The sequence below is a fragment of the Pseudomonas sp. Ors-4-3C genome (assembly GCF_055755035.1).
The window spans coordinates 5,579,127-5,604,824 of record NZ_CM146900.1; the positions used below are offsets into that span (position 1 = coordinate 5,579,127).

Annotated in this window: 23 protein-coding genes; 11 read left to right on the plus strand and 12 right to left on the minus strand. The window is 61.1% G+C overall.

The genetic code is table 11. The annotated features are described in order from the left end of the window. Window positions 1-13 precede the first annotated feature (13 nt). From ACVHNU_RS25305 to ACVHNU_RS25340, 8 genes are all read left to right on the plus strand, one after another. Window positions 14-781 carry a TerC family protein gene (locus ACVHNU_RS25305; RefSeq protein WP_027610258.1) on the plus strand — a complete coding sequence of 256 codons (768 nt, stop codon included), beginning with the start codon at window positions 14-16 and terminating at the stop codon, window positions 779-781. Window positions 782-1,223: 442 nt separating this feature from the next. Then, entirely contained in the window at window positions 1,224-2,882 is a 1,659-nt protein-coding gene (locus ACVHNU_RS25310; protein WP_262142544.1) for a Na/Pi cotransporter family protein, read from the plus strand. Window positions 2,883-3,051: 169 nt separating this feature from the next. Continuing rightward, window positions 3,052-4,440, plus strand: a complete 1,389-nt coding sequence (locus ACVHNU_RS25315; RefSeq protein ID WP_473018514.1) for a M16 family metallopeptidase — start codon at window positions 3,052-3,054, stop codon at window positions 4,438-4,440. Between the two features lie 191 nt (window positions 4,441-4,631). After that, window positions 4,632-5,660, plus strand: coding sequence for a DUF5924 family protein (locus ACVHNU_RS25320; protein WP_201136157.1), 1,029 nt, complete (start codon window positions 4,632-4,634; stop codon window positions 5,658-5,660). Between the two features lie 55 nt (window positions 5,661-5,715). Continuing rightward, a complete protein-coding gene (locus ACVHNU_RS25325) occupies window positions 5,716-6,864 on the plus strand; it encodes an ABC transporter permease (protein WP_045122236.1) in 1,149 nt (382 codons plus the stop codon). Then, entirely contained in the window at window positions 6,861-7,664 is an 804-nt protein-coding gene (locus ACVHNU_RS25330) for an ABC transporter ATP-binding protein (RefSeq protein WP_103483976.1), read from the plus strand. The genes ACVHNU_RS25325 and ACVHNU_RS25330 overlap by 4 nt, the downstream gene beginning before the upstream one ends. A gap of 1 nt (window position 7,665) precedes the next feature. Continuing rightward, complete coding sequence (locus ACVHNU_RS25335) at window positions 7,666-8,604, plus strand: MlaD family protein (RefSeq protein ID WP_103483975.1); 939 nt, start codon at window positions 7,666-7,668, stop codon at window positions 8,602-8,604. Then, a complete protein-coding gene (locus tag ACVHNU_RS25340; protein WP_473018515.1) occupies window positions 8,601-9,227 on the plus strand; it encodes an ABC-type transport auxiliary lipoprotein family protein in 627 nt (208 codons plus the stop codon). Before ACVHNU_RS25335 ends, ACVHNU_RS25340 begins: the two co-directional genes overlap by 4 nt. A gap of 121 nt (window positions 9,228-9,348) precedes the next feature. Here ACVHNU_RS25340 and ACVHNU_RS25345 read toward each other — a convergent pair whose 3' ends face one another. The 5 genes from ACVHNU_RS25345 to ACVHNU_RS25365 form a co-directional block, all read right to left on the minus strand. Further along, window positions 9,349-10,578 carry a nucleoside recognition domain-containing protein gene (locus tag ACVHNU_RS25345; protein WP_338800435.1) on the minus strand — a complete coding sequence of 410 codons (1,230 nt, stop codon included), beginning with the start codon at window positions 10,576-10,578 and terminating at the stop codon, window positions 9,349-9,351. A 202-nt stretch (window positions 10,579-10,780) separates the two neighbouring features. After that, window positions 10,781-12,112 (minus strand): glutamate/aspartate:proton symporter GltP, encoded by a 1,332-nt coding sequence (gene gltP, locus ACVHNU_RS25350; protein ID WP_103519952.1) that lies wholly within the window; start codon window positions 12,110-12,112, stop codon window positions 10,781-10,783. Between the two features lie 701 nt (window positions 12,113-12,813). After that, complete coding sequence (locus ACVHNU_RS25355; protein WP_473018516.1) at window positions 12,814-13,278, minus strand: inhibitor of vertebrate lysozyme family protein; 465 nt, start codon at window positions 13,276-13,278, stop codon at window positions 12,814-12,816. A 2-nt stretch (window positions 13,279-13,280) separates the two neighbouring features. Then, a complete protein-coding gene (locus ACVHNU_RS25360; protein WP_003177151.1) occupies window positions 13,281-13,445 on the minus strand; it encodes a DUF1328 domain-containing protein in 165 nt (54 codons plus the stop codon). A gap of 72 nt (window positions 13,446-13,517) precedes the next feature. Further along, on the minus strand, window positions 13,518-13,802 hold the full coding sequence (locus tag ACVHNU_RS25365; RefSeq protein ID WP_047297449.1) for a hypothetical protein: 285 nt from the start codon (window positions 13,800-13,802) through the stop codon (window positions 13,518-13,520). Window positions 13,803-14,228: 426 nt separating this feature from the next. Here ACVHNU_RS25365 and algB point away from each other — a divergent pair, with 426 nt between their 5' ends. Both algB and ACVHNU_RS25375 read left to right on the plus strand, forming a co-directional pair. Beyond that, on the plus strand, window positions 14,229-15,575 hold the full coding sequence (algB, locus tag ACVHNU_RS25370) for a sigma-54-dependent response regulator transcription factor AlgB (protein WP_003220286.1): 1,347 nt from the start codon (window positions 14,229-14,231) through the stop codon (window positions 15,573-15,575). 10 nt (window positions 15,576-15,585) lie between these two features. Then, window positions 15,586-17,376 (plus strand): KinB sensor domain-containing domain, encoded by a 1,791-nt coding sequence (locus tag ACVHNU_RS25375; RefSeq protein ID WP_473018517.1) that lies wholly within the window; start codon window positions 15,586-15,588, stop codon window positions 17,374-17,376. On the opposite strand, the gene ACVHNU_RS25380 is transcribed toward ACVHNU_RS25375, so the two are convergent. From ACVHNU_RS25380 to ACVHNU_RS25410, 7 genes are all read right to left on the minus strand, one after another. Continuing rightward, window positions 17,373-18,986, minus strand: a complete 1,614-nt coding sequence (locus ACVHNU_RS25380) for an EAL domain-containing protein (RefSeq protein WP_262142565.1) — start codon at window positions 18,984-18,986, stop codon at window positions 17,373-17,375. The genes ACVHNU_RS25375 and ACVHNU_RS25380 overlap by 4 nt on opposite strands. Before the next feature lie 76 nt (window positions 18,987-19,062). Beyond that, window positions 19,063-19,842, minus strand: coding sequence for an N-acetylmuramoyl-L-alanine amidase (locus ACVHNU_RS25385; protein WP_473018518.1), 780 nt, complete (start codon window positions 19,840-19,842; stop codon window positions 19,063-19,065). A 100-nt stretch (window positions 19,843-19,942) separates the two neighbouring features. Then, a complete protein-coding gene (locus tag ACVHNU_RS25390) occupies window positions 19,943-22,030 on the minus strand; it encodes a GGDEF domain-containing protein (protein ID WP_473018519.1) in 2,088 nt (695 codons plus the stop codon). Further along, entirely contained in the window at window positions 22,027-22,905 is an 879-nt protein-coding gene (locus ACVHNU_RS25395; RefSeq protein ID WP_103483967.1) for an endonuclease/exonuclease/phosphatase family protein, read from the minus strand. Before ACVHNU_RS25395 ends, ACVHNU_RS25390 begins: the two co-directional genes overlap by 4 nt. A gap of 14 nt (window positions 22,906-22,919) precedes the next feature. Further along, window positions 22,920-23,561 (minus strand): thiol:disulfide interchange protein DsbA/DsbL, encoded by a 642-nt coding sequence (locus tag ACVHNU_RS25400; protein ID WP_338800442.1) that lies wholly within the window; start codon window positions 23,559-23,561, stop codon window positions 22,920-22,922. A gap of 200 nt (window positions 23,562-23,761) precedes the next feature. Continuing rightward, a complete protein-coding gene (locus ACVHNU_RS25405; protein ID WP_473018520.1) occupies window positions 23,762-24,373 on the minus strand; it encodes a c-type cytochrome in 612 nt (203 codons plus the stop codon). A 32-nt stretch (window positions 24,374-24,405) separates the two neighbouring features. Next, complete coding sequence (locus tag ACVHNU_RS25410; RefSeq protein WP_041073683.1) at window positions 24,406-24,711, minus strand: c-type cytochrome; 306 nt, start codon at window positions 24,709-24,711, stop codon at window positions 24,406-24,408. A 191-nt stretch (window positions 24,712-24,902) separates the two neighbouring features. Between ACVHNU_RS25410 and yihA the strand changes: the two genes are divergently transcribed. Next, entirely contained in the window at window positions 24,903-25,547 is a 645-nt protein-coding gene (yihA, locus tag ACVHNU_RS25415) for a ribosome biogenesis GTP-binding protein YihA/YsxC (protein ID WP_115986479.1), read from the plus strand. Window positions 25,548-25,698: the final 151 nt, after the last annotated feature.

Below are 25,698 nucleotides of genomic sequence, written 5' to 3' on the forward strand. Positions count from 1 at the left end.
CAAAGGAATACACATGGATTGGCTGACCAACCCCGAAATCTGGGTTGCCTTCTTTACCCTGACCGCCCTGGAAATCGTTCTGGGCATCGATAACATCATCATGATTTCGATCCTGGTCAGCCGCATGCCCAAGCACATGCAGCAGCGCACGCGCATCTTCGGCCTGGGCCTGGCGATGATCACGCGGATCCTGTTGCTGCTGTCGATCACCTGGGTCATGCGCCTCACCGCCGACCTGTTCGTGGTGTTTGGCCAAGGCATTTCCGGGCGTGACCTGATCCTGTTCTTCGGTGGCCTGTTCCTGCTGTGGAAGAGCTCGCAAGAGATGTACCACGCGCTGGAAGGCGAAGACGAAAGCGGCGACGAGCCTTCGGGCAAGGGCGGCAACTTCCTCTACACGATCATCCAGATCGCGATCATCGACATCGTGTTCTCGCTGGACTCGGTGATCACCGCTGTCGGCATGGTTTCCCATGTGCCGGTGATGGTCGCGGCAATCGTCGTCGCCGTGCTGGTAATGATGGCGGCCTCGGGCAAGATCAGCGAGTTCATCGACAAGCACCCGTCGCTGAAGATGCTGGCGCTGTCGTTCCTGCTGGTGGTCGGTACCGTGCTGATCGCCGAATCGTTCGACGTGCACGTACCGAAAGGCTACGTCTACTTCGCCATGGCGTTCTCGCTGGCCGTGGAAGCGATCAACATCAAACTGCGCGGCGCGATGGCCAGGAAGAAACAGCAGCAAGATCCGGTGAAACTGCGCAAGGATGTTCCGGGGCAGTAATCCGGTAGTCCTGAATCACGCAACATCCCTGTGGGAGCGAGCCTGCTCGCGAAGACGGAGTGTCAGTCGACAACAATGTTGGCTGATCCACCGCTTTCGCGAGCAGGCCCGCTCCCAAAGTTGTTCAGGGGTACAGAAGAATCCGGGGCAGCCGTAATACCTGTAGGAGTGAGCCTGCTCGCGATCGCCGGTCCGTCAGTAAACAACGATGTTGAAGTTGATGGACCTATCGCGAGCAGGCTCACTCCTACAGGGGACCGCGTTGATTTCAGATGAGGTGAATAAACCCATTTTCATGACACTTTTGTTTCAATCCGCACTTTAGCTGTGCAATGCTGGCGCCCAGTCCGTTAGCCAACTACAGCTTAAGTATCAAAAACGTAGAAACCGCGCGGTACCGTCAACTTGCCCCTCTGGGGCGCTGCCATTACAGGGGGTCTGCATGCTCACCCTGCTCAATTTGCTTTCTGCCGTGGCCCTGTTGATCTGGGGCACGCATATCGTCCGAACCGGCATCCTGCGGGTGTACGGCACCAATCTGCGCCATGTGATCGGCCAGAACATGTCTAAACGCTGGCTCGCGTTCGTCGCCGGCATCGTCGTGACCGCGATGGTGCAGAGCAGCAACGCCACCGCCATGCTCGTGACCTCCTTCGTCGGCCAGGGCCTGATGGCGCTGACCCCGGCGCTGGCGACCATGCTCGGCGCCGACGTCGGTACCGCGCTGATGGCGCGGGTGCTGACGTTCGATCTGTCGTGGCTGTCGCCGCTGCTGATTTTCCTCGGGGTGATTTTCTTTCTGTCGCGCAAACAGACGCGGCTCGGGCAGATGGGCCGGGTGGCGATTGGCCTGGGACTGATCATTCTCGCGCTGCAATTGATCGTCGAGGCCGCTGCGCCGATCACCCATGCCCAAGGGGTGAAGGTGATTTTTGCCTCGCTGACCGGCGACATTCTGCTCGACGCCCTGGTCGGCGCGTTGTTCGCGATGATTTCCTATTCCAGCCTCGCTGCCGTGCTGCTGACCGCAACGCTCGCTGGCGCCAGCGTGATCAGCCTGCCGGTCGCGATTGGTCTGGTGATCGGCGCCAACATCGGCAGCGGCGTGCTGGCGTTCATGAGCACCAGCATGCAGAACTCGGCGGGCCGGCAAGTGGCGCTGGGCAGCCTGTTGTACAAGCTGATTGGCCTGCTGCTGATCATCCCGGTGCTCGATCCGCTGGTGCACTGGATGGACGGCCTGGATTTCAGCCCGCAGGAAATGGTCATCGGCTTCCACCTGCTCTACAACACCGCACGCTGCCTGATCCTGCTGCCCAGCGTGGCGCCGATGGCACGGCTGTGTGCCTGGCTGCTGCCGGAGCGTGCGGAGGTCAACGGCACCGCCAAGCCGCGCCATCTCGATGCAACGGCGCTGGTCACCCCGAGCCTGGCGCTGGCCAATGCCGCCCGCGAGACCCTGCGCATGGGCGACCTGATCGACAACATGCTCGACGCGATGCTCGATGTGCTGCGCGGCAAGCAGACCGCCATCACCCAGGAAATGCGCCGTCTGACCGATGACGTCGAAGCGCTGTACAGCGCGATCAAGCTGTATCTGGCGCAAATGCCCCGCGAGGACCTTGGCGAGCAGGACAGTCGGCGCTGGGCGGAGACCATCGAGCTGGCGATCAATCTGAAACTGGCCAGCGACCTGATCGAACGCATGCTGCGCAAGGTGCAGCAGCAGAAGACTTCGCAGCGTCGCTCGTTCTCCGAGGACGGTCTGGAAGAGCTGGCCGGGTTGCATCAGCAACTGATCGCCAACCTGCGCCTGGGCCTGTCGGTGTTCCTCAGCGGCGACAAGGAAAGTGCTCGGCAACTGTTACGCGAGAAACGTCGTTTCCGCGCACAGGAACGCCGTTTGGCCCATGCGCATGTCAGCCGTTTGCAACGCAAGATCGTGCAGAGTCTGGAAACCAGCTCCCTGCATCTGGAGTTGATTGCGGATATGAAACGCTTGAATTCGCTGTTTTGCAGCAGTGCTTATGTGGTGCTGGAAACCTCGGACACCGGGGCGCTGGAGTCGGACGATATGGTAGACATTACGCATTCGCCTTGAACGTCTGGGGCTGGGGCCAGTCAGTAACATTGATTCAGCCTTCAGGGCGCTATCGCGAGCAGGCTCACTCCTACAGGGGGAACGCGTTTCAAATGTAGGAGTGAGCCTGCTCGCGACGAGGGCCTGACTGACGACACGGATCTCCAAATCAGCCGTATGGAAGCCTGTTATGCGTTGCCTGTTGTTCGCCTGTCTGTTGCTCGGTTCCCTGCCCGCCTTCGCTGTTGATCGATTTCAGGTCGAAGGCTATGCGCTGCCCAACGGTTTGCAGCTGTTGCTCAAGCCCGGCACCGAACGCGGGCATGTGGCGATTCGTCTGGTGGTGGGCGTTGGTCTCGACGATTTCGATTGCGATGAAAAAGAGCTGCCGCATCTGCTTGAGCATCTGCTGTTCAGCGGCGTCGATGCCACGGGCGAAGGCGGGCTCGAGGAGCGCATGCAGGCGCTGGGCGGCGAGTGGAACGCGTTCACCAGCAACGCCGACACCACGTTCGTCATCGAAGCCCCGGCGAAGAATCAGCGCAAGGTGCTCGACCTGCTGCTCGACCTTTTGACCCAGACCCGCATCGACGACAACGCGATCAACGCCGCCAAACGTGTGGTCGAGCGTGAGGACGGCGGCCATTACACGCGCCTGCAGCGCTTCCTCGACCGCCAGGATCTGGGCCACACCGCGAGCAATCAACTGGCCGTGGAACTGGGCCTGAAATGCCCGCAACGCGCCGAAGTCGGCCATCTGACCCAGGAGCAACTGGAGAAGGTGCGCAAGACCTGGTACGCGCCGAACAACATGACCCTGATCGTCGTCGGCGAGCTCGACAAACTGCTGCCAGCCTATCTGGAACGCACCTGGGGCGCGCTCGAAGCGGTGGACCCGGCGGAGCACCGTGAGCTGCCGGACATCCGCACCAGCGCCGCCCATGAACGCACCCTCACCCGCGGCTTCATCGGCGACAGCGCCAAGTTGCACTGGCTGGTGCCGGAGCCGATGCTCGACGATCAATACGACGAGACCTTCGACATCCTCAAGGACTACCTCGACTGGGCGCTGTACCGGCAGATCCGCCTGAACCATGGCTTGTCCTACGGGCCGTGGGCCGAGCGTGAAGTGTTTGGCGGGGTCGGTTTCATGAGCCTCAATGCTGACGTCGATCGCGATGACCTCGCCGAAGCCCAACAGGTGCTGGAAGACCTCAAGGCCGATCTGCTGAAAAACGGCCTCGACCCGGACACCTTCGCCCGGATCAAACAAGCCGCCATCGCCCATCAGGCCTGGGCGGTCCAGGGCAACAGCGCGATGGCCGATTACTACTGGAGCGCGCTGGGCGACTACGAAGACGGCCGCTTCGCCAACCCCGCCCGTGAGCTGCAAGGCGTGACGCTGGAAACGGCGAACAAGGCCATGCGCGAGTTGCTGTTGCAACCGGGGTATCTGCGGATCGAGAAACCGTTGCTCAGTGATGATGAGGTGTTGTGGCTGGTGGCGGGTGGATTGGGCGTCGTGCTGCTCATTCTGGTGGGTTGGCGCTTGCACCGCCGTAAGCCAGCCGACCACTGAACCTGTGGGAGCGAGCTTGCTCGCGAAGGGGCCGTGTCAGTCGACATCATTGCTGAATGACACACCGCCTTCGCGAGCAAGCCCGCTCCCACAGGGAACTGTGGTGATTTTACTGACCGGGAGCCTCGCCACGTCGCCCGGCGGACGGTACTCTGTCGAGGTTTTTTCCTATCCAGTCGTGAACCGCCCACATGCCGAAAATCCCCCTCCTGATCCAGCGTATTCTCGAGCTGATGAAGCGCTATCCCGGGGTGATTGCGCTTGGCGGTTTCATCTCCGGGGTCGGCAGTTTCATTCTGGTCGACCGCCAGCAGGGGCTGGCGAGCTGGATCACCATCATCATGCTGCTCAGCTGGATCTGGCTGATGCTGGAAAACACCCTGACCGGCCTGTTCACGCGCATCTTCAAGCGGGAAATCCCCCAGCCGCTGCTGCGTTACGCGACGCAGATGATCCATCAGGAAAGCCTGTTTTTCGTCCTGCCGTTCTTCTTCATCACCACCACCTGGAACAGCGGCCAACTGATCTTCACCGGGCTGCTGTGCATCGCCGCGCTGATCTCGATTGTCGATCCGCTCTATTACAAATGGCTGGCGCCACGGCGCTGGGCGTTTCTCGCGTTGCACACCCTGACCCTGTTCGCCGCCCTGCTCACTGCGTTGCCGGTGATCATGCACCTGACCACCGCGCAGAGTTTCAAATGGGCGCTGGGTACGGCGGTGGTGTTGTCATTCCCGAGCCTGGCGTCGATCTTCCCGATCCGTACGGTGCGCAACGCGCTGGCGATCCTGTGCATTACCGTCGGCATCGGCGCGGTCGGCTGGACCCTGCGCTCGTGGGTGCCGCCGGCAACGCTGTGGATGACCGACGTGGCGATCAGCACTCAGTTGCAGGATCGCACCCCGGGCGACAGCCTCGAACAGGTCAGTGCCGAGCAGATCCGCAACGGCGGCCTCTACGCCTACACCGCGATCAATGCGCCGCGCGGGCTGGATGAGCGGATCTACCATGTGTGGCAGTTCAACGGTCAGGAAGTCGACCGCATCGCCCTCGACATCCACGGCGGGCGCAAGGAAGGCTACCGGGCGTGGACGCACAAGCAGAACTTCCCCGGCAACCCGGCGGGCAAGTGGCAGGTGCGGGTGCTGACCGAGGACGGTCAGGTGATCGGCGTGCTGCGTTTCGAAGTGACCGACAGCACAGCGATCAAAGAAAAGTAATCCGGTTCGTGCTATTACGTATGCCAGCGTATTTAGCCGAACAAGCACGGAGCTTATGATCAGCAGCTCAATGAGCGGTAATGCCCAGCTGGACACCTCGATCAGCCCTGCCCGCCTGCGGGTTTCCGGGGACTGGACGCTTGCCCATTACGCCGACCTCAAGCACCTGACCGAAAAACTCCGCGGCCAGTACGACGCCAATACCGTGGTCGACCTCAACAGCCTCGGCGCCCTCGACACCGCTGGCGCTTCGTTGCTGGTGGAACTGCTCGGCTCCGAGCGTCTGGGCAGATCCGCCGAACACCCCGACTGCACGATTTCCCAGGCTGACCGCGCACTGCTGCAAACGGTGTATCGCTCGCTGACCGATTTCTGCGTGCCGATCAAGGAGCCGGAAGTCAGCGTCAGCGTGCAACTGCTGACCCGCATCGGGCGCGCGGTGGAAACGGTCTGGCAGGACACCCTGCAAGTGCTGGGCTTCATCGGCCTGATCCTCGAAACCATCGCCCGCAATCTGCTGCGCCCCAAGCGTTGGCGCATCACCCCCGTCGTTGCCCACATCGAACAGACCGGTCTCGACGCCGCGCCGATCGTGGCGCTGCTGACCTTTCTGGTCGGTGCGGTGGTGGCGTTTCTCGGCGCCACGGTGCTCGCCAGTTTTGGAGCGACGATATTCACCGTGGATCTGGTGGGCTTCTCCTTCCTGCGTGAATTCGGTGTGCTGCTCACGGCGATCCTGATGGCCGGGCGCACCGCCAGTGCGTTCACCGCGCAGATCGGCTCGATGAAGGCCAATGAAGAGATCGACGCGATCCGCACCCTCGGCCTCGATCCGATGGAGTTGCTGGTGGTGCCGCGGGTATTGGCGATGCTGGTGGCGCTGCCGATGCTGACGTTTCTGGCGATGCTCTGCGGGATCATCGGCGGCGGTGTGGTGTGCGCGGTGTCGCTGGGGATTTCGCCGGCGATGTTCCTCTCGCTGCTGCAAAGCGACATCGGTATTCAGCACTTTCTGGTCGGCTTGGTGAAGGCGCCGATCTTTGCTTTCCTGATCGCCACGATCGGTTGCCTGGAAGGCTTCAAGGTCAGCGGCAGCGCCGAATCGGTCGGCGCGCACACCACGTCTGCCGTGGTGCAGTCGATTTTCGTGGTGATCGTGCTCGATGCGGTGGCTGCGCTGTTCTTCATGGAGATGGGCTGGTGAGTCGTCTACCCCGCGCGCCCTCGGAGGCGGTGATCGAAGTCCGTGGCCTGTGCAATCGCTTTGGCAGCCAGAGCGTGCACGAGAACCTTGATCTGGATTTGTACAAAGGCGAAATCCTCGCCGTGGTTGGCGGTTCCGGCAGCGGTAAATCGGTGCTGCTGCGCAGCATTGTCGGTTTGCGTCGGCCCAGCGAAGGCAACGTGAAGGTGTTCGGCCAGAACCTGCCGAGCCTGTCCGAGCATGAGCGTTCGCTGGTTGAGCGACGTTTCGGCGTGCTGTTCCAGAAAGGCGCGCTGTTCTCCTCGCTGACCGTCACCGAAAACGTCGCCCTGCCGCTGATCGAACACGCCGGCCTGAGCCGCAACGACGCCGAGCATCTGGCGGCGGTGAAGCTGGCGCTGGCCGGGCTGCCGTTGTCGGCGGCGGACAAATACCCGGCCTCGCTGTCCGGCGGGATGATCAAGCGCGCCGCGTTGGCCCGGGCTCTGGCACTGGATCCGGACATTCTGTTTCTCGACGAACCCACCGCCGGCCTCGACCCGATTGGCGCGGCAGCGTTCGATCAACTGATCCTGACCCTGCGCGATGCACTGGGCCTGAGCGTGTTTCTGGTGACCCACGACCTCGACACGCTCTACACCATCACCGACCGCGTGGCAGTCCTGGCGCAGAAGAAAGTGCTGGTGGCCGGCCCGATCGATGTGGTCTCGGAAACCAACGACGCGTGGATTCACGAATACTTCCACGGCCCGCGCGGCCGCTCGGCGCTGGACGCCGCCAAATTGCTCAACGAGGTCTGACATGGAAACCCGAGCCCATCATGTGTTGATCGGCCTGTTCTCAGTGATTGTCGTGGCAGGCGCCCTGCTCTTCGGCCTGTGGCTGGCCAAGTCCAGCGTCGACAGCGAGTTCAAGGATTACGAAGTGGTCTTCAACGAGGCGGTCAGCGGCCTGTCCAAGGGCAGCCCGGTGCAGTACAGCGGGATCAAGGTCGGTGACGTGGTCAGCCTGCGTCTCGACCCGAAAGATCCCCGCCGGGTGCTGGCGCGGATTCGTCTGGGCGGTGACACCCCGGTCAAGGAAGACACCCAGGCCAAACTGGCGCTGGCCGGGATCACCGGCACTTCGATCATCCAGCTCAGCGGCGGCACCCCGGAGAGCCCGAAACTGCGCGGACATGATGGCGAATTGCCGACCATCGTCGCGGCGCCCTCGCCCATTTCCCGGCTGCTCAACGACAGCAACGACCTGATGACCGGCATCACCGCCCTGCTGAACAATGCCAACCAGATGTTTTCCCCGGAGAACGTCGAGCGCGTCAGCAACACCCTGGCGCATCTGGAGCAAACCACCGGTTCGATCAACGATCAGCGCGGCGACCTGCGCCAGGCCATGCAGCAACTGGCGAGCGTCGGCAAGCAGGCCGGCAGCATGCTCGAGCAAACCTCGGCGTTGATGCGCAACGCCAACGGCCTGCTCAACGATCAGGGCAAGCAGGCGCTGGGCAGTGCCGAGCAGGCGATGAAGTCGCTGGAGCAAAGCAGCGCCACCATCAACGGCTTGCTCAGCAAGAACCAGAACTCCCTCGACAACGGCCTGCAGGGCCTCAATGGCCTGGCCCCGGCGATCCGCGAACTGCGCGAAACCCTGACCTCGCTGCGCGGCATTTCCCAACGCCTTGAGGCCAACCCCAGCGGCTACCTGCTGGGCAGTGACAAGAACAAGGAATTCACCCCATGAAGCTGACTCACTTCGCTCTCCTCGCCAGTTTCTCCCTGCTCTCGGCATGCTCGATCCTGCCCAAGGCCGAGCCTTCGGACGTCTATCGCCTGCCCGCCGCGCAAGCGCCCGCCTCGGCCAGCTCAGCAGCGACCCAGCACTGGTCGCTGCGCCTGAACAAGTTGCAGGCCAGCGAAGCGCTGAACCGGCCGAACATCGCGGTGATTCCCCAGGGTGACGTGATCAGCAGCTACAAGGCTTCGCGCTGGAGCGATCCGGCGCCGGTGCTGGTGCGTAATCGGCTGCTGGATGGCTTTGCCCGGGATGGTCGGGTGACGCTGCTCAGTACCGATGACAGCAACTTCGCCGCGGATCTGGAACTGGGCGGCAATTTGCAGGCCTTTCAGACCGAGTATCAGGGCAATCAGGCCAGCGTCGTGGTGCGCGTCGATGCGCTGCTGGTGCGCGGCTATGACCAGAAGATCCTCGCCAGCCGCCGCTTCGAAGAGCGTCAGCCGTTGAACGATGTGCAGGTGCCGGCGGTGGTGGCGGGGTTTGGGCAGGCCAGTGATCGGCTGACGGCCAAGGTTGTCGCGTGGGCTGTTCAGCAAGGCCAGCAATTCAGCCAACAACCCCGACCTTAAGCCCCACGCAAAACCAATGTAGGAGTGAGCCTGCTCGCGATAGCGGTTTACCAATCACATTAGTGGTGACTGAATTACCGCTATCGCGAGCAGGCTCACTCCTACAGTTTTTGATTTGTGGTTAACCGAAGAACCAGTAGCAGACGCCAATGGCGCCGAGCACGCCAGCCAGTTCCGCCAGCAACGCACAACCCACCGCGTGCCTTGCGCGTTGAATCCCCACCGCACCGAAATACACTGCCAGCACATAGAACGTGGTCTCGGTACTGCCCTGAATCGTCGCCGCGACCAGTGCCGGGAAGCTGTCGACGCCGGAGGTCTTCATGGTCTCGATCAGCATCGCCCGTGCGGCGCTGCCGGAAAACGGTTTGACCATCGCGGTCGGCAACGCATCGACGAAACGTGTGTCCCAGCCGGCCCACTGCACCAGATGCCGAATGCCATCGAGGCCGAAGTCCAATGCTCCGGAAGCACGCAGCACGCCGATCGCGCAGAGCATCGCCACCAGATACGGCAGCAGGTTCTTGGCGACGTCGAAGCCCTCCTTCGCGCCCTCGACGAACGCTTCGTAGACCTTGACCTTGCGTAACGCGCCAATCACCAGGAACAGCATGATCAGGCCGAACAGCGTCAGGTTGCCGAGGATCGACGACAGCCCGGCCAGCGCTGTGGCCGACATCGTCGCCAGCAGCGCCATGAAGCCGCCGAGGATCAGTGCGCCGGGAATCAGATAGGCCAGCACCACCGGGTCCCAGATACGCAGGCGCTGCATGAACGCCACCGAGAGGAAGCCGACGATGGTCGAGCAACTGGTCGCCAGCAGGATCGGCAGAAACACCAGGGTCGGGTCCGGCGCGCCTTGCTGGGCGCGGTACATGAAGATCGTCACCGGCAGCAGGGTCAGCGACGAGGCGTTGAGCACCAGGAACAGGATCTGCGCGTTGCTGGCGATGGTCGCGCTGGGGTTGAGCTCCTGCAGCGCTTTCATCGCCTTGAGGCCGATCGGCGTGGCGGCGTTGTCCAGCCCCAGACCGTTGGCGGCGAAGTTCAGGGTGATCAGACCGAGTGCCGGGTGACCGGCCGGGACTTCCGGCATCAGCCGCAGAAACAGCGGGCCGAGCACCTTGGCCAGCCATTCGACGATCCCGGCCTTTTCGGCGATGCGCAGAAATCCCAGCCACAGGGTCAGCGTGCCGAACAGCAGCACCATGACCTCGACCGAGAGTTTGGCCATGGCGAAAATGCTTTCCACCATCGCCGCGAAAATCCCGGCGTTGCCACCGACCAGCCACTGCACCAGCGCAGATATTGCCGCCACGACGAAGAAGCCAAGCCACAGGCCATTAAGCATCAGTCAAATCCCCCGGAAGATGCGGCGAATGATAGCGGGGTCGCCAGAAACGACAAACCCCGGATTGCTCCGGGGTTTGTCGGTAAGGCTTGCATCAGTCACTGTGGGAGCGAGCTTGCTCGCGAAGGCGGTGTGTCAATCAACATAATTGTTGGATGTGCCGGCCTCTTCGCGAGCAAGCTCGCTCCCACAGGGGTTTGCATTACGGCTTGGAAATTTCGCCAGCCGGCAGTTTTTCCTTGCTGCGCCAGTGCGGCAGGGAGTTCCAGTAGCGCTCGCCCTTGGCGTCGTCGTACATGCCTTCCCAACGCGCGATAACCAGGACTGCCAGGGCGTTGCCGATCACGTTCAGTGCGGTACGCGCCATGTCCATGATGCGGTCGACACCGGCGATGAACGCCAGACCTTCCAGTGGGATACCCACGCTGCCCAGAGTCGCCAGCAGCACCACGAAGGACACGCCCGGTACGCCGGCGATGCCTTTGGAGGTGACCATCAGGGTCAGCACCAGCAGCAGTTGCTGGCTGATCGACAGGTCGATGCCGTACAGCTGGGCAATGAAGATCGCGGCGATCGACTGGTACAGGGTCGAACCGTCGAGGTTGAACGAGTAGCCGGTCGGTACCACGAAGGAGCAGATGGCTTTCGGTGCGCCGTAGGCTTCCATCTTCTCGATGACGCGTGGCAGCACGGTTTCCGAGGAGGCGGTGGAGTAAGCCAGGACCAGCTCATCCTTGAAGATGCGCATCAGCTTGATCACCGAGAAGCCGAACAGCTTGGCGATCAGGCCTAGCACCACGAAGGCGAAGAAAGCGATGGCGACGTAAACCAGGATCACCAGTTTGGCCAGCGGCAGCAGCGAGGCGAAGCCGAAGTTGGCCACGGTCACCGCGATCAGGGCGAACACGCCGATCGGGGCGTAGTTCATGATCATGTGGGTGACTTTGAACATGCTTTCCGAGACGCCCTGGAACATCTTCACCAGCGGCTCGCGCAGGTCCGACTGCAGGCTCGACAGGCCGAGACCGAACAGCACGGAGAAGAAGATGATCGGCAGCATCTCGCCGCGGGCCATGGCCGCGAAGATGTTCGACGGGATCAGGTTGAGGATGGTCTCGATGAACGCGTGTTCATGCTGCACTTCGGCGGCGGTCGCCTGGTACTTGGAGATATCCACTGTGCCCAGGGTGCTCATGTCGATGCCGGCGCCCGGGTGGAACACGTTGGCCAGCACCAGACCGACGAGGATCGCGATGGTGGTGACGACTTCGAAGTAGATGATGGTCTTCAGGCCGATACGCCCGAGCTTCTTGGCGTCGCCCACGCCAGCAATGCCGACGATCAGGGAAGAGATGACGATCGGGATCACGATCATCTTGATCAGACGGATAAAGATATCGCCTGCCGGTTGCAGGACGTTGCTGATCCACCAGGCTTTCTCGGCACTGAAGTGGTTGAGCAACGCTCCGATTGCAATCCCTAATACCAGACCGATGAGGATCTGCCAGGCGAGGCTGAGTTTTGCCTTCTTCATTATCTTTACCCTTACTTGCGTTTGACTCAGGCACATGCAGGAACTGGAACGCTCTTTCAGCGGAAAAGTCTGTGCATCTGCCTCCGTATAAGGTGCCCCGAAGCGCGTGTTTACGGCTCTTCGGCAGGCGAAAAAAGGCGCAACTATTCCGATGCAAGGTTGCGCCGTCTAATGCCGTAAACGCCTACCCTATGCCGAATCGGCATGAGCTTTTTTAAATGAAACTGGCGTCCCAACCGGTTCGATTACGACATTTCAGCCGGCATAAGTGCCGTGAACCGGCCATTACAGCCGAGGTTGGTTATTTTTTGAACGAGTGAATTCGTCGGAAAATTTAGGAAAAAGCCTACATTTGCAGACTAGATCTCCCACTGTTTAAAGGGACTCTTTCTCGATATACGGTCGCCAGGAAACACCGCGAAATGTTTTCGCGCGCAGTGTGAGGCATTAAAAGACGAGCAGGACGCTCTAGATCAATGTTTTGCATCGGACAAAGCTCAGCGCAAGTCCGTCGAACCGCTGTGGGTCGGCGAACCTGCGTCGCAGCTTTTACCCTGACCCGGCCCTCACGCAGGCACTCCCTGTACCCGTAGGTCACTCCGACCCTGTAACAGTCAGAACGTCCCGGCCCCCTGGTCATGCGCCGGCCTTCCTCGGGCAGGCGCAATAAAGGGCAGCGGGGCGCTGCCCTCATGTTCGAATCAGTACCAGTTCGGATCTTTCTTCAGCGTTTCCATCAACAGGTTCTGCATGCCCTGATTCGGTTTGCCAAGGAAGCGGTAGGTGGCATGTCGCGTGGGCGACTTGTCGGCCGGCAATCCTTCGGGCACATCGACGAGCATGGCGTACGCATCTTTCTTGTCGAAGCTGAAAGCTACGATCAAGCGATGGTTGAGGCACTTGTCTGCGGATTCACAGAGCGGGCCGACCAAGTACTTGTCGCCGTCTTCAGTCACGGCATTCATCTGCTGGTCTGGCGTACCGGACAGGTTCATCACCCATTCCGGCAGGCGTTCTTCGTGCTTCACAACGCCTTGCCAGGTTTCCCGGTATTGCGAGTTCGAACTGAGCAGCTCGTTGACCCGCGCCTGGCCATCATTGGCCGCCATCGCCATGGCACTACCGCCCAGAAGCAGGGCGGCTGCCAGTGTCTTTAAAGCAATCATCGTTAACCTCGGCCGCGACGGCCAAAGAAGAAGGAAGCGATGAACATCACCAGGAACACGACAAAGAGAATCTTGGCGATACCCGTGGCGGTGCCCGCGATACCACCGAAGCCCAGTACGGCGGCGATGATGGCAATGATCAAGAATGTAATTGCCCAGCTCAACATGGTGATTCTCCTTACTTCTCTATTTAGGGATATTGCGTGTTCCGGCGCGATGCGCCCGAATTCTTCGGTTCGTCAGAAAACCCAGCGCTCTTCACGTGGCAGTTGATCCAGCGGCTGTGGCTGATCGACATCCATCATGCGCATCGAGGCGCTTTCGGCCTGACTGCTGCTGACGGCGCTGAAGTGCGTCTGCGTGCTGTGTTGAATCGAGATCAGTGGCTCAGGCTTCTGGCTGTTTTCCCAGCTCAGGTATTGCTGGCAGGCGATCAGGGTGATCAACAGCGCAAGTACGCCAAACAGGCCTTGCTGGATATGCAGTGGCGAGATACGCACTTGGGCGGCACGTTGGCGAGTCATCCTGGGTTCCTCACTCTTATTCGGTGGGGGCAGTGGAATCTGCCCGGGCTGAATGAGTTATTGCAGGCTGCATGCCAGTTTTTTATTTGAAAAATATTCAATAAAATCAATAAGTTATAAGCGATGAAAATTCAGCGACGGACGCATCCTGCACGATGGGTCGTCTACGGTCGTGCGGAATGCACGATTATTTCGTAGGAGATTTCATTCTTATTGAATTGAGAGCACGTCCCGGATGTCAGAAAAGTACGCAGGGAACCCCCTGCAAATCGGTGATTGTTTAAAAACTCAACAAAATCAATGGATTGGCCGTTAAGGCAGGAGAGAGCTACCCTCCTATGGCTCGCATCGTTCAGAATCAACCATGCAACTTGCCCGATTTTTCCGGGACTAACCCAAGATCAATCACTATGGAGCGTAGGAAAAATGGAATCTGCCACTGAGCATCAAGGCCGCATTCTGCTGGTGGACGACGAGTCCGCCATCCTGCGAACCTTTCGTTACTGCCTCGAAGACGAAGGTTATACGGTGGCCACCGCCAACAGCGCGGCCCAGGCTGAGGCATTGTTGCAACGCCAGGTGTTCGACCTGTGCTTCCTTGATTTGCGTCTGGGTGAAGACAACGGTCTCGATGTACTGGCGCAGATGCGCGTTCAGGCGCCGTGGATGCGCGTGGTGATCGTCACCGCGCACTCGGCAGTCGATACCGCCGTGGACGCGATCCAGGCGGGCGCCGCCGACTATCTGGTCAAACCGTGCAGCCCCGACCAGTTGCGTCTGGCCACCGCCAAGCAACTGGAAGTGCGCCAGCTCTCGGCGCGCCTGGAAGCGCTCGAAGGCGAGATCCGCAAACCCAAGGACGGCCTCGACTCCCACAGCCCGGCGATGAAAGTCGTGCTGGAAACCGCACGTCAGGTCGCCGGTACCGACGCCAACATACTTATCCTCGGCGAATCCGGCACGGGTAAGGGCGAACTGGCCCGGGCCATTCACGGCTGGAGCAAGCGCGAGAAGAAATCCTGCGTGACCATCAACTGCCCTTCGTTGACTGCCGAACTGATGGAAAGCGAGCTGTTCGGTCACAGTCGCGGTGCGTTTACCGGCGCCAGCGAAAGCACGCTTGGTCGAGTCAATCAGGCTGACGGCGGCACGCTGTTTCTCGACGAGATCGGCGATTTTCCGCTGACATTGCAACCCAAGTTGCTGCGTTTTATTCAGGACAAGGAGTACGAGCGGGTAGGGGATCCGGTGACCCGCCGCGCCGATGTGCGGATTCTCGCGGCGACCAACCTCAACCTCGAGGACATGGTGCGCGACGGGCGCTTCCGTGAAGACCTGCTCTATCGCCTCAACGTAATCACCCTGCATCTGCCGCCACTGCGCGAGCGTGCCGAAGACATTCTGACCCTGGCTGACCGTTTCCTCGCGCGCTTCGTCAAAGAGTACGCGCGTCCGGCCCGGGGCTTCAGTGACGAGGCGCGGGAGGCACTGCTGGGCTATCGCTGGCCGGGCAACATCCGTGAGCTGCGCAACGTGGTGGAGCGGGCGAGCATCATCTGCCCGCAGGAACGCGTGGAAATCAGCCACCTGGGCATGGCCGAGCAGCCGGCGAACAACGCACCACGGGTCGGCGCGGCGCTGAGTCTCGATGAGCTGGAAAAAGCCCACATCGGCGCGGTGCTGGCGACGGCAGGCACCCTCGATCAGGCGGCGAAAACCCTGGGCATCGATGCGTCGACCCTGTATCGCAAACGCAAGCAGTACAACCTGTGAGCGCCCGACGATGAAGCTGGCGATGAAGTTGCGCACTCGCTTGTTCCTGAGTATTTCTGCGCTGATCACGGTTGCCTTGCTCGGGCTGTTGCTCGGGCTGGTCAGCGTGATGCAGATGGCCGGTACTCAGGAAGCAACGATTCGCAGCAACTTCGTGACCCTGGATCTGGGGCTCAAATTGCGCCAGACCCTCGGCGACCAATTGGTGCTGATGCTGGCTGAAAAGCCCGATCCTGCGGCGTTCGAGGCGTCCAAGCAGCATTACCTGCAATTACTCGATGAAGGCATTTCGCAGGAGGCAGACGGCGATGGCCGACAGTACGGGTTTACCCAGGCCAAAGCCGACTACCTGAGTTTTCTCCAGGCGTTCGAGCAGTCGCGTGACCCCGGCAACGTGCTCAGCGGCAACAGCGAACTCAGAGAGCGCTTCAACACCTTGCGCAACGGTCTGATCGCCGAACACAAGCATGCGCTGGACAACATCAACGCGGTACAGCATGACGCCCGGGAGCGGGCGCTGCTGGTCTCTGGCTTGCTCGGACTGGTAGGGCTGGCGGTGTTGATCATCGGGTTTGTCACTGCCCACGCGATTGCCCGGCGCTTCGGCGCGCCGATCGAGGCGCTGGCGCAAGCGGCGGACAACATCGGCCAGGGCAATTTCGAAGTCACGCTGCCGATTTCCTCGGCGATGGAAATGAACCAGCTGACCAAACGCTTCGGCCTCATGGCCGAGGCACTGCGCGAGCATCAGGCGACCAACATCGACGAGCTGCTGGCCGGTCAGCAGCGCTTGCAGGCGGTGCTCGACAGCATCGACGACGGCTTGCTGATGATCGACCGCGAAGGGCATCTGGAGCACCTCAATCCGGTGGCCCAGCGCCAGTTGGGCTGGGACAGTGACCGCTTGGGGCAGGGCCTTGGCACTGCGCTTGAGCGCCCGGAGCTCGACGCGCAGCTGCAACTGGTGCTGCGCGGCGGCACCCTTGAGCGCGCTCCGGAGGATTTGAGCATCGAGGTCGATGGCGAATCACGCTTGTTGACCTATAGCCTGACTCCGGTCAGCCACACCCAGGGGCATATTCTTGGCGCGGTGATGGTGCTGCACGACGTCACCGAGCAGCGCGCCTTCGAACGGGTACGCAGTGAGTTCGTGCTGCGCGCCTCCCATGAGCTGCGCACGCCGGTCACCGGCATGCACATGGCGTTCGGCCTGTTTCGCGAGCGGGCGAAGTTTCCCCCGGAGTCACGCGAGGCGGACCTGCTCGACACGGTCAACGAAGAGATGCAGCGCCTGATGCAGTTGATCAACGACTTGCTCAACTTCTCGCGCTATCAGAACGGTTTGCAGAAACTTACCCTGGCGCCGTGTTCCATCGAAGATTTGCTGGAGCAGTCGCAGTCGCGTTTCGCCGATTCGGCGGCGGCCAAGGGCATTGCCTTGAACGTCGAAGTGCAGGGGCCGTTGCCGCGCCTGCAGGCCGACCAGGCGCAACTTGAACGGGTGCTCGACAACTTGATCGACAACGCCCTGCGTCATACCGCCCGCGACGGGCAGATTCGCCTGCAAGCGCGTCGGCATGGCGAGCGGGTGATCATCAGCGTCGAAGACAACGGCGAAGGCATTGCCTACGGTCAGCAGGGGCGGATTTTCGAACCGTTCGTGCAGGTCGGGCGCAAGAAGGGCGGCGCCGGCCTTGGCCTGGCACTGTGCAAGGAAATTGTGCAGTTGCATGGCGGGCGGATGGGCGTCTATTCGCGGCCGGGGCAGGGCACTCAGTTCTACATGGCGCTGGCGGTCTAGGCTTCGTCGTCCAGCCGGCGCCCGGCGAGGCGCCGTCCACGGGTGATCAGTTCGATGAACTGCACCGCGCTCAGTGCCTGGGCGAACAGCCAGCCCTGACCGAACTTGACCCCCTCACTGCTGAGAAACACCGCTTGTGCTTCGTGCTCGATGCCCTCGGCGATCACCTTCAGATCCAGTGCCTGCGCCATGTGAATGATGTGCGGAGCAACGCCGCTGCTGGCGGCGTCATGGCCGAGGGCATCGATGAAGGCCTTGTCGATTTTCAGGCAATCCACCGGCAGCGTCTGCAAATAGGCGAGGCTGCAGTAGCCAGTGCCGAAATCATCGATCAGCACCTGGTGGCCGACATCACGCAAGGCTTGCAGGTTCTCCCGCGCGACCACCACGTCGATCAGCCCGCGTTCGGTGACCTCAAAGGCAATCTGCCGCGCCGCGACCCGGTGCAGGGTCAACAGCTTGGCCATGACCTGACCGATGCGCGGCACCATCACGTCGCACGCAGCCAGATTGACCGAGATGTACAGCTGCGGGTTGGCGCGCAGCACCGGTCCCAGTTGTTCAAGCAGCCGTTGCAGGACGAAATCGGTCATCTGGCGAATCTGCCCGGTGTTTTCCGCCATGGGGATGAACAGGTCGGGACTGGTCAACGTACCGTCCGGCCGGCGCCAGCGCAGCAGGGCTTCGGCGCCCACGCAGTTGCGGCTGTCGAGGTCGAAGATCGGTTGATACAGCACTTGCAGTTCGCCGCGACGAATCGCGCCCTGAAGCTCGGCGTCCAGCGACTGTCGCTGGCGCACCAGCAGAAACACCAGGAACCCCGACAACGCTCCAAGCAGCAGGCAGACCGGCACCATCCACCACCAGACGGTGGGAATGTGCATGCCGGTTCGTGGCGTGATCAGCACCAACTGGTATTCCGGATTTTTAGTTGGCATGCGGTAGATCAGCCGTGACTGGGTGACTTGCAGCGCCTCGCGGCTTTTTGGCGGCCAGGCCTCGGTCGGTGGCCATGCCTGGGCTTTGCCGAGTACCGGAATAGCTCGCTTGCCGTGATCGAGCACCACCAGCAGGCTGCTGTCCGGTGGCAAGTCGACCATGTCAGTCAAATGCCCACGGGATGTGGCCACGCGGAAATTGCCGCGCCCGAGCATCAGGGCTGCGCGGTTTTCATCGGGTTCGGTGGTTGTGTTGAGCCAGTAGCTGTAAGTCGGGCCTTTGATGTCCGGCGCACGGACGACCGACAGCCCCTCTTGCCGGGGCCGGTTGGAGCAGATTCGCTTGCCGTCCATGTAGGCCGCTTCATAGACGAAGCGATAGTTGAAGGTGACCTGTTGCAGGGTGGCGATCATTTCGTCATCGCAACTGCGTAACGGCTGCGCCTCGAGGTCGTCGAGACTTTCGCGCAATTGCCCGAACAGTTGCTCCAGTCGAGCCAGAAAACGCTCGCCCTGAGCGTTCATCTCCTGGCTCTCGTTTTGTTCGATCTGGTGCATGGCGAAGAACATTCCACCGGTGATCAGCAGCGCAGCGCTGAGGACAGCCGCGATCATCGCCAAAAACCACGGGCGATAGAACCAGCTACGCAGCGTCGCTCGGGTAGCAACCATCATGGAATATCCGAAGAATTACCAATGAGTTATAGCTGCTGATGACGGTTTCGCCCTGACCGTCGGGCGGGCGTCATTATTTTGTCTGATTGAGTACCAGCAACAACGCGGCTGTTTGTGCGTCCGGCATACCGTCGAAACGTGAAGGGCGGAAGTGCATCTGGAAGGCGGCGAGTACATGACGGGTCGCGACATCCAGCTCGCCGGTTTGCGGAGTGTCGTAACCGACACGCGCCAGCTGTTCCTGAAACCAGCTGATGCTCGGCAGTTCGGCGCTGAACTGCGCCTGCTGGCGGGCCACCGCTTGTTCATTGGGCCATACGCCCAGGCCTTCGGCAGCCAGACGTTTCCACGGGAACAGTGGGCCGGGGTCGAGTTTGCGCAGGGGGGCGATGTCGCTGTGACCGATGATATGGCGCGGGCTGATGCCCTGGCGTTGGCTGATGTCCTTGAGCAGAACGATCAGTGACTGGATCTGCGCTTCGCTGTACGGGAACCAGTGGCGCCCGGTCGGCGTGTCCTTGAAGCCCGGATTGACGATTTCGATGCCGATCGAGCTGGAGTTGAGCCAGGTGCGGCCCTGCCACTGACTTTCCCCGGCATGCCATGCACGCTGGTTTTCATCCATCAGTTTGTAGATGGTGGCGCTTTTGTCGTCGCCGATCAGGTAGTGACTGCTGACTTCGCCGTGGGTCAACAGCTGCAGCGAACGTGCGAGCGATGCAGAGGTGTAATGCACGATCACGAACTGCACGCGGCTGTCGTGATTGGCCGAAGGATGGCTGGTGTCGTAACGCGGGGCGCTGGCACAACCGGCCAGAACGAGCAGCGACGCGAGGAGGGCAAAAAATTTCATGGCAGGAGGCAGTACACGCAAGACAGTAATGCAACAGTGTAACGTACTGCCTTGCGTCTCGACGGCCGACGAGCTGATTTAAACAAAATGGAACAATTGCTCAGCCCAGCTCGACCCGGTTGCGCCCGGCATTTTTCGCGCGGTACAGCGCCTGATCGGCTCTTTTGAGCACCAGATCGCTGTGTTCTCCCGTCCTGAACGACGCCAGGCCCATGGAAATGGTGATCGTCACCCGTTCACCCTTGAAGTGAAACGGGCAGGCTTCGATCGCCGCGCGCAGGCTTTCCAGCAGTTTGGCGCCCACGGCCGGCGTGGTCGCCGGCAGCAGCAGAACGAATTCTTCGCCACCAAAGCGGGCAATGAAATCTGCACCGCGCAGGCGTTTGCGCAGTACGGTGGCGATGATCTTCAGTACCTTGTCGCCGGCCAGATGGCCGTAGTTGTCATTGATGCGCTTGAAATGATCGAGGTCGAGCATCGCCAGGCTCAAGGTGTTGCCGTGTTGCTGCCACTGCTTGATCTCGTGTTCCAGCCGTTCGCTCCAGGCGGCGCGGTTGGGCAGTCCGGTCAACGGATCGATCAGGGCTTTCTGCCGTTGTTCTTCCAGGTGCTCGCGAAAGCCCAGGGCTTCCTGCTCCATGTGCGCCACGCGCTCGGCCAGACCCTTGAGACGTGCCGCCACTTCCTGTTCGCGGGCATCGCGTTGTTTCTGGTGCTGGTCCATGGTGCCGAGCAGGCCTTCGAGATGGTTCTCCAGCACCTGCTTGAGGTCATCCAGATCGGCCGCTTCCTGCATGCTGGTCTGCAAGCCGTCGACTTGCTCGCGGATCTGCGTGTCCATTGCCCGCGCCGCCGAGCTGTTGTCGGCGTGGCCCTCGCTGGCGGCCTGCAAGTTGCTCTGGAACGCTTCGAGGCGTTCGTTGAGTTGTTGCAGATAGGCTTCGAACTCGTGCTGGCCGCTGTCGGTGATGGCCAGCATCAAGGTCGCAAGATCGTCGAGAATCGGCAGCAGTTCGTACCAGTTCAGGCCATTTTTCAAACGGTCGCGCATCGCCTCGGCCTGCGGGCGATGGCGCTCGGGCAAGGTCAAGTCGTCAAGTAGCCCGATCAGCGTGTCTTCAATGTGTTTGGCCACCGAGCTGTAGGACGGCTCCGGCGAGTCGGGCAGGGCGTACAGTATGTCTTGCTCGGGTTGCTCCGGATCGATAGCGGCCAGGGCCTGGGCGATCGGTTCGGGCAGGGGCAGGCTGTCGAGCAGCAACGGTGTCGGGCTGTCACCAGGGTGGATCAACTCGTCGGGGTTGATCGCGGCAACCAGCGCTGGTGATGTGATCGGGGTGGCCGGCCGCGCGACTTCTGGTTCGGTTGCCGGCAGTGCGGGCGCGGCAGCGGGTTCGCTGATCGGCTCGACCGCAACCACGGGTGGTACAAATGAAACCACGGGCGATTCGGCCTGGGGTTGCACGGCTGGCGTTTGCTGAAGCTCAGCCTCCGGTGGTTGCGCGATGGTCTCTGCGGTGAGCGGCGCTGCCGGCACCGGTTCGATTGCTTTTGTCGGCACGGGCACGGGCACCGGCTCTGGCTCTGGCGCAGGTCCCGCGCTGGATGGCGCAGGCGCTTGAGGCTGATCCGGGGCCGGTGGCGCGGCTGTTGCCTCTTCACTGTCGCGGCTGCCAAACAAACGCTGCAGGAAGCCCGGACGGTCCGGCTCGGCCGGTGTTTCCAGCTGGCTTAACGCCTTGCCCTGCAAACCGCTGAGTTCGCTCAGCAGCAGCGGCATTTCCCGCGCCTGACCGACCCTGCTGTCGAGTTGCTTGGCGAATTTTTTCAGCGGCTGAGCGACTTCCCGAGGCAGCGGCAAGGCTTGCAGTTGGGTGACCAGCGCGGTCAGCGCGGTGCTGACCTGATCGATTCGGGTCTCGCGGCGCTGCTCGGAGTCGAGCACAGCTTTTTCCAGGCGCGGCAGCAGGGCAGCGAGGCCAGCGTCCATGTCGTCGGTGCGCACCACGTCGCGCATCTCTTTCATGCACTGATCAACGACTTTGTCGGTGCCTTCAGCGGCCAGCGTGCTGCGCACCAGACCGCGACGCAGCAAGTCGAGCCGGGCGGCCCAGCGACGTTCGAGCTTGTCCTGTTGTTCGATGCTTTTAAGGTACTTCTCTTTCCAGCGCTGGGCGTCGTCGCTCATTCAGGGGTTCCGCGAGGGGCAGGACTCATCGCGGGCAATGCATCGGCCGTGAGCGAACCCGGCAGACGGATCTCTACCGCGACCGGCAGGTGATCGGAAATGGGTTGAGCCAGCACTTCGACCTTTTCCAGGGTCAGGGTCGGGCTGAGCAAAATATGATCCAGGCAACGCTGCGGCCGCCAGCTGGGGAACGTCGCTTCCATCTGCGGGGCCAGCAGGCCGAGATCGCGTAACGGTGAGTGTTGTAGCAGATCACTGGCATGGGTGTTCATGTCGCCCATCAATATCTGGTGCTTGTAGCCACCGATCAGATCGCGAATGTAGGCCAGTTGCAAGCTGCGCACCCGGGCGCCGAGGGCCAGGTGCATCATCACCACCACCAGCGCCTCCGGACCTTCGCCGAAGCGCAGCAGGATCGCGCCGCGACCTTTCGGGCCGGGTAGCGGATGATCTTCGATCGCCCACGGCTTCAGGCGACTGAGCACGCCATTGCTGTGCTGGGCCAGTCGGCCGAGGTTGCGATTGAGTTGTTGATACCAGTAGGGGAAAGCGCCGAGGTGGGCCAGGTGTTCGACTTGATTGACGTAGCCTGAGCGCAGGCTGCCGCCATCGGCTTCCTGCAGGGCGACCAGATCGAAGTCGCCAAGCAGGTCGCCGATTTTTTGCAGATTGCCTGAGCGCCCGGTGTGCGGCAGCAGATGCTGCCAGCTGCGGGTCAGGTAGTGCCGATAGCGCTCGGTGCTGATGCCGACCTGGATGTTGAAGCTGAGCAAGCGCAGACGATGGTCTGCGGGCAGGCCCGTGGACTCCAGGTGATGCTCGTTGACCTGCGGATCATGCAGGCCAACGATGCGTTCGGTGCCCCAGCGGCGCATGGCGATTACCGCGCTTAGTTGGCAGCTGCCTTGTTGGCCGCTCGCTCTTTGGCGATCAGTTGATCAGCCAGTTGCAGCGCTTCTTTCTCGCCACCGGCAGAGCCGACGTCAAAGCGGTATTTGCCGTTGACGATCATGGTTGGAACGCCAGTGATTTCATACTTCTTGGCCAGCTCACGTGCCTTGACGATCTGCCCTTTGATGGCGAACGAGTTGAAGGTGGCCAGGAACTTGTCCTTGTCGACGCCTTGAGTGGCAAGGAAGTCAGCCATGTCTTCGGGCTTGGTCAGGGGTTTGCGTTCTTTCTGGATGGCATTGAATACCGCAGCGTGAACCTTGTGCTCGACGCCCATCGCTTCCAGGGTCAGGAACATCTGGCCGTGAGCGTCCCACGGGCCGCCGAACATGGCCGGAATACGCACGAAGTTGACGTCGGATGGCAGTTTTTCAACCCAGGGATTGATCACTGGCTCGAAGGAGTAGCAGTGCGGGCAGCCGTACCAGAACAGCTCCACCACTTCGATCTTGCCAGGTACTGCCACCGGCACCGGGTTGGCCAGCTCGACATAAGGGGCGGCCGGTGCTTCGGCAGCCTGGGCGGTGAAGCCGAACAGGCTGGCAGCGACGAGAGCGGCGCTGATGATCAGATTACGCATGCTTTACTCCTGGACAATTTTGGTCGCCTCGCGCGACCTGTTTTCAGACAGATCCTGGCGGGCATGAGTTCTGTAGTGTAACGGCAGCGGCCACAAAAAAGGGCGGCCAAAGCCACCCTTTTTATACTTGCTGCGACGGATTAATCGAGCGTTAACGTTGCAGGAGATGTCCATCAGCGTTAACGCTCGATTCGGGGCGGTTAGTGCAGGCCCTGGATGTAGCTGGCGACCGCGGCGATGTCTTCGTCGCTCAGTTTGCGTGCGATGGTGCGCATTGGCATGGAGTCACCGTCGTTGGCGCGACCGCCTTCTTCCTTGCGGAATTCTGTCAGTTGTTTGGCGATGTATTGAGCGTGTTGGCCACCCAGGTGCGGGAAGCCTGCGGCGGCGTTGCCGGCACCGTTCGGCGAGTGGCAGCCGGTGCAGGCCGGCAGACCCTTGGCCAGATTACCGCCGCGGAACAACGCTTCACCGCGAGCGACGATCTTAGGATCGGCTGCGCCGACGCTGCCTTTCTGGCTGGCGAAGTAGGCGGCGATGTCGGCCAGATCCTGATCGCTCAGGTTGGTCAGCAGGCCGGTCATTTCCAGAACGACGCGCTTGCCCGATTTGATGTCGTGCAACTGCTTGTCGAGGTAGCGTTCACCCTGACCGGCCAGTTTCGGGAAGTTTGGCGCCATGCTGTTGCCATCCGGGCCATGGCAGGCTCCGCATACGGCAGCTTTGGCCTGGCCGGCGGCGGCATCACCGGCAGCATGGGCGAAGCCTGAAATTCCCACGGTCAACAGCAGACTCACGATCAATTTGTTCATCAGCTAATCCAACTACGGCTAAGGGTTAAGAGTTATGGACCGGGTTTACTCTCGCTCATCCAAAGGATGATGGCCTGGTAATCCTCGGCACTGCAGTCCATGCACAAACCACGCGGCGGCATCGCCTTGAAACCCTGGGTCACGTGTTGCACCAGCGTCTCCATACCTTTCGCCAACCTCGGCGTCCAAGCTGCCTGATCGCCTCTTTCGGGCGCCATGGGTAGTTGGCCGGAATGACAGGCACCACAAACACGGTTGTACACGGCTTCCGGTTCCTGTGTAGCCTGTGCGCCGCAAAGCGGTATCAGGACTCCGGCAGCCAGCAGCCATTTCGTCATAAAACGACCTTTTCAGGGTTGAGAGCGTTCTGCGTTCTGATGCGCAATCAAGGTCTTTGGCTCTCGTGAACTTCATCCTTCGCTGGGACAAAGCACACACAAAATCTGCGGCATTATATACTGGCGTCACTGAAACGGAAGCGACACCGCGTTCCGCGCCCAATCCCGGCGCCGCCCACATCGGAAATCCCATGCAACTCAAGAATCCCATCCTCGGCCTGTGCCAACAGTCCACGTTCATGCTCAGTGCCGCCAAAGTCGATCAATGCCCTGACGACGAAGGCTTCGAAGTGGCATTCGCCGGTCGTTCCAACGCCGGTAAATCCAGCGCACTGAACACCCTGACTCACGCCAGCCTGGCGCGCACCTCGAAAACTCCGGGTCGCACACAGCTGTTGAACTTCTTCAAGCTAGACGATGAACGGCGTCTGGTCGACCTGCCGGGCTACGGTTATGCAAAAGTACCAATCCCGCTCAAGCAACACTGGCAGCGTCACCTCGAGGCTTACCTCGGTGGCCGCGAGAGTTTGAAGGGTTTGATTCTGATGATGGACATCCGTCATCCAATGACCGATTTCGACCTGCTGATGCTCGACTGGGCCGTTGCCGCCGGCATGCCGATGCACATTCTGCTGACCAAGGCCGACAAGCTGACCTATGGCGCCGCCAAGAACACGCTGCTGAAAGTGCAGTCGGAAATCCGCAAGGGCTGGGGTGATCTGGTGACGATCCAGCTGTTCTCGGCGCCAAAACGCATGGGCCTGGAAGAGGCCTACACTGTGTTGGCAGGCTGGATGGAACTGGCCGATAAAGGTGCCGAATTGCCTGCTGAGTAAATCGCAGGCAAAAAAAAGCCCCGGACTTCATTTGGGGAGGGAGAAGTTCCGGGGTTTAAGCTCCGAACCGCTAGGGCGGGGTTCAGATATCTGCCAACACTTAACACAACATAGGAGCATTGAAGGGCTTCACCAGCCATTCAGTATCTCT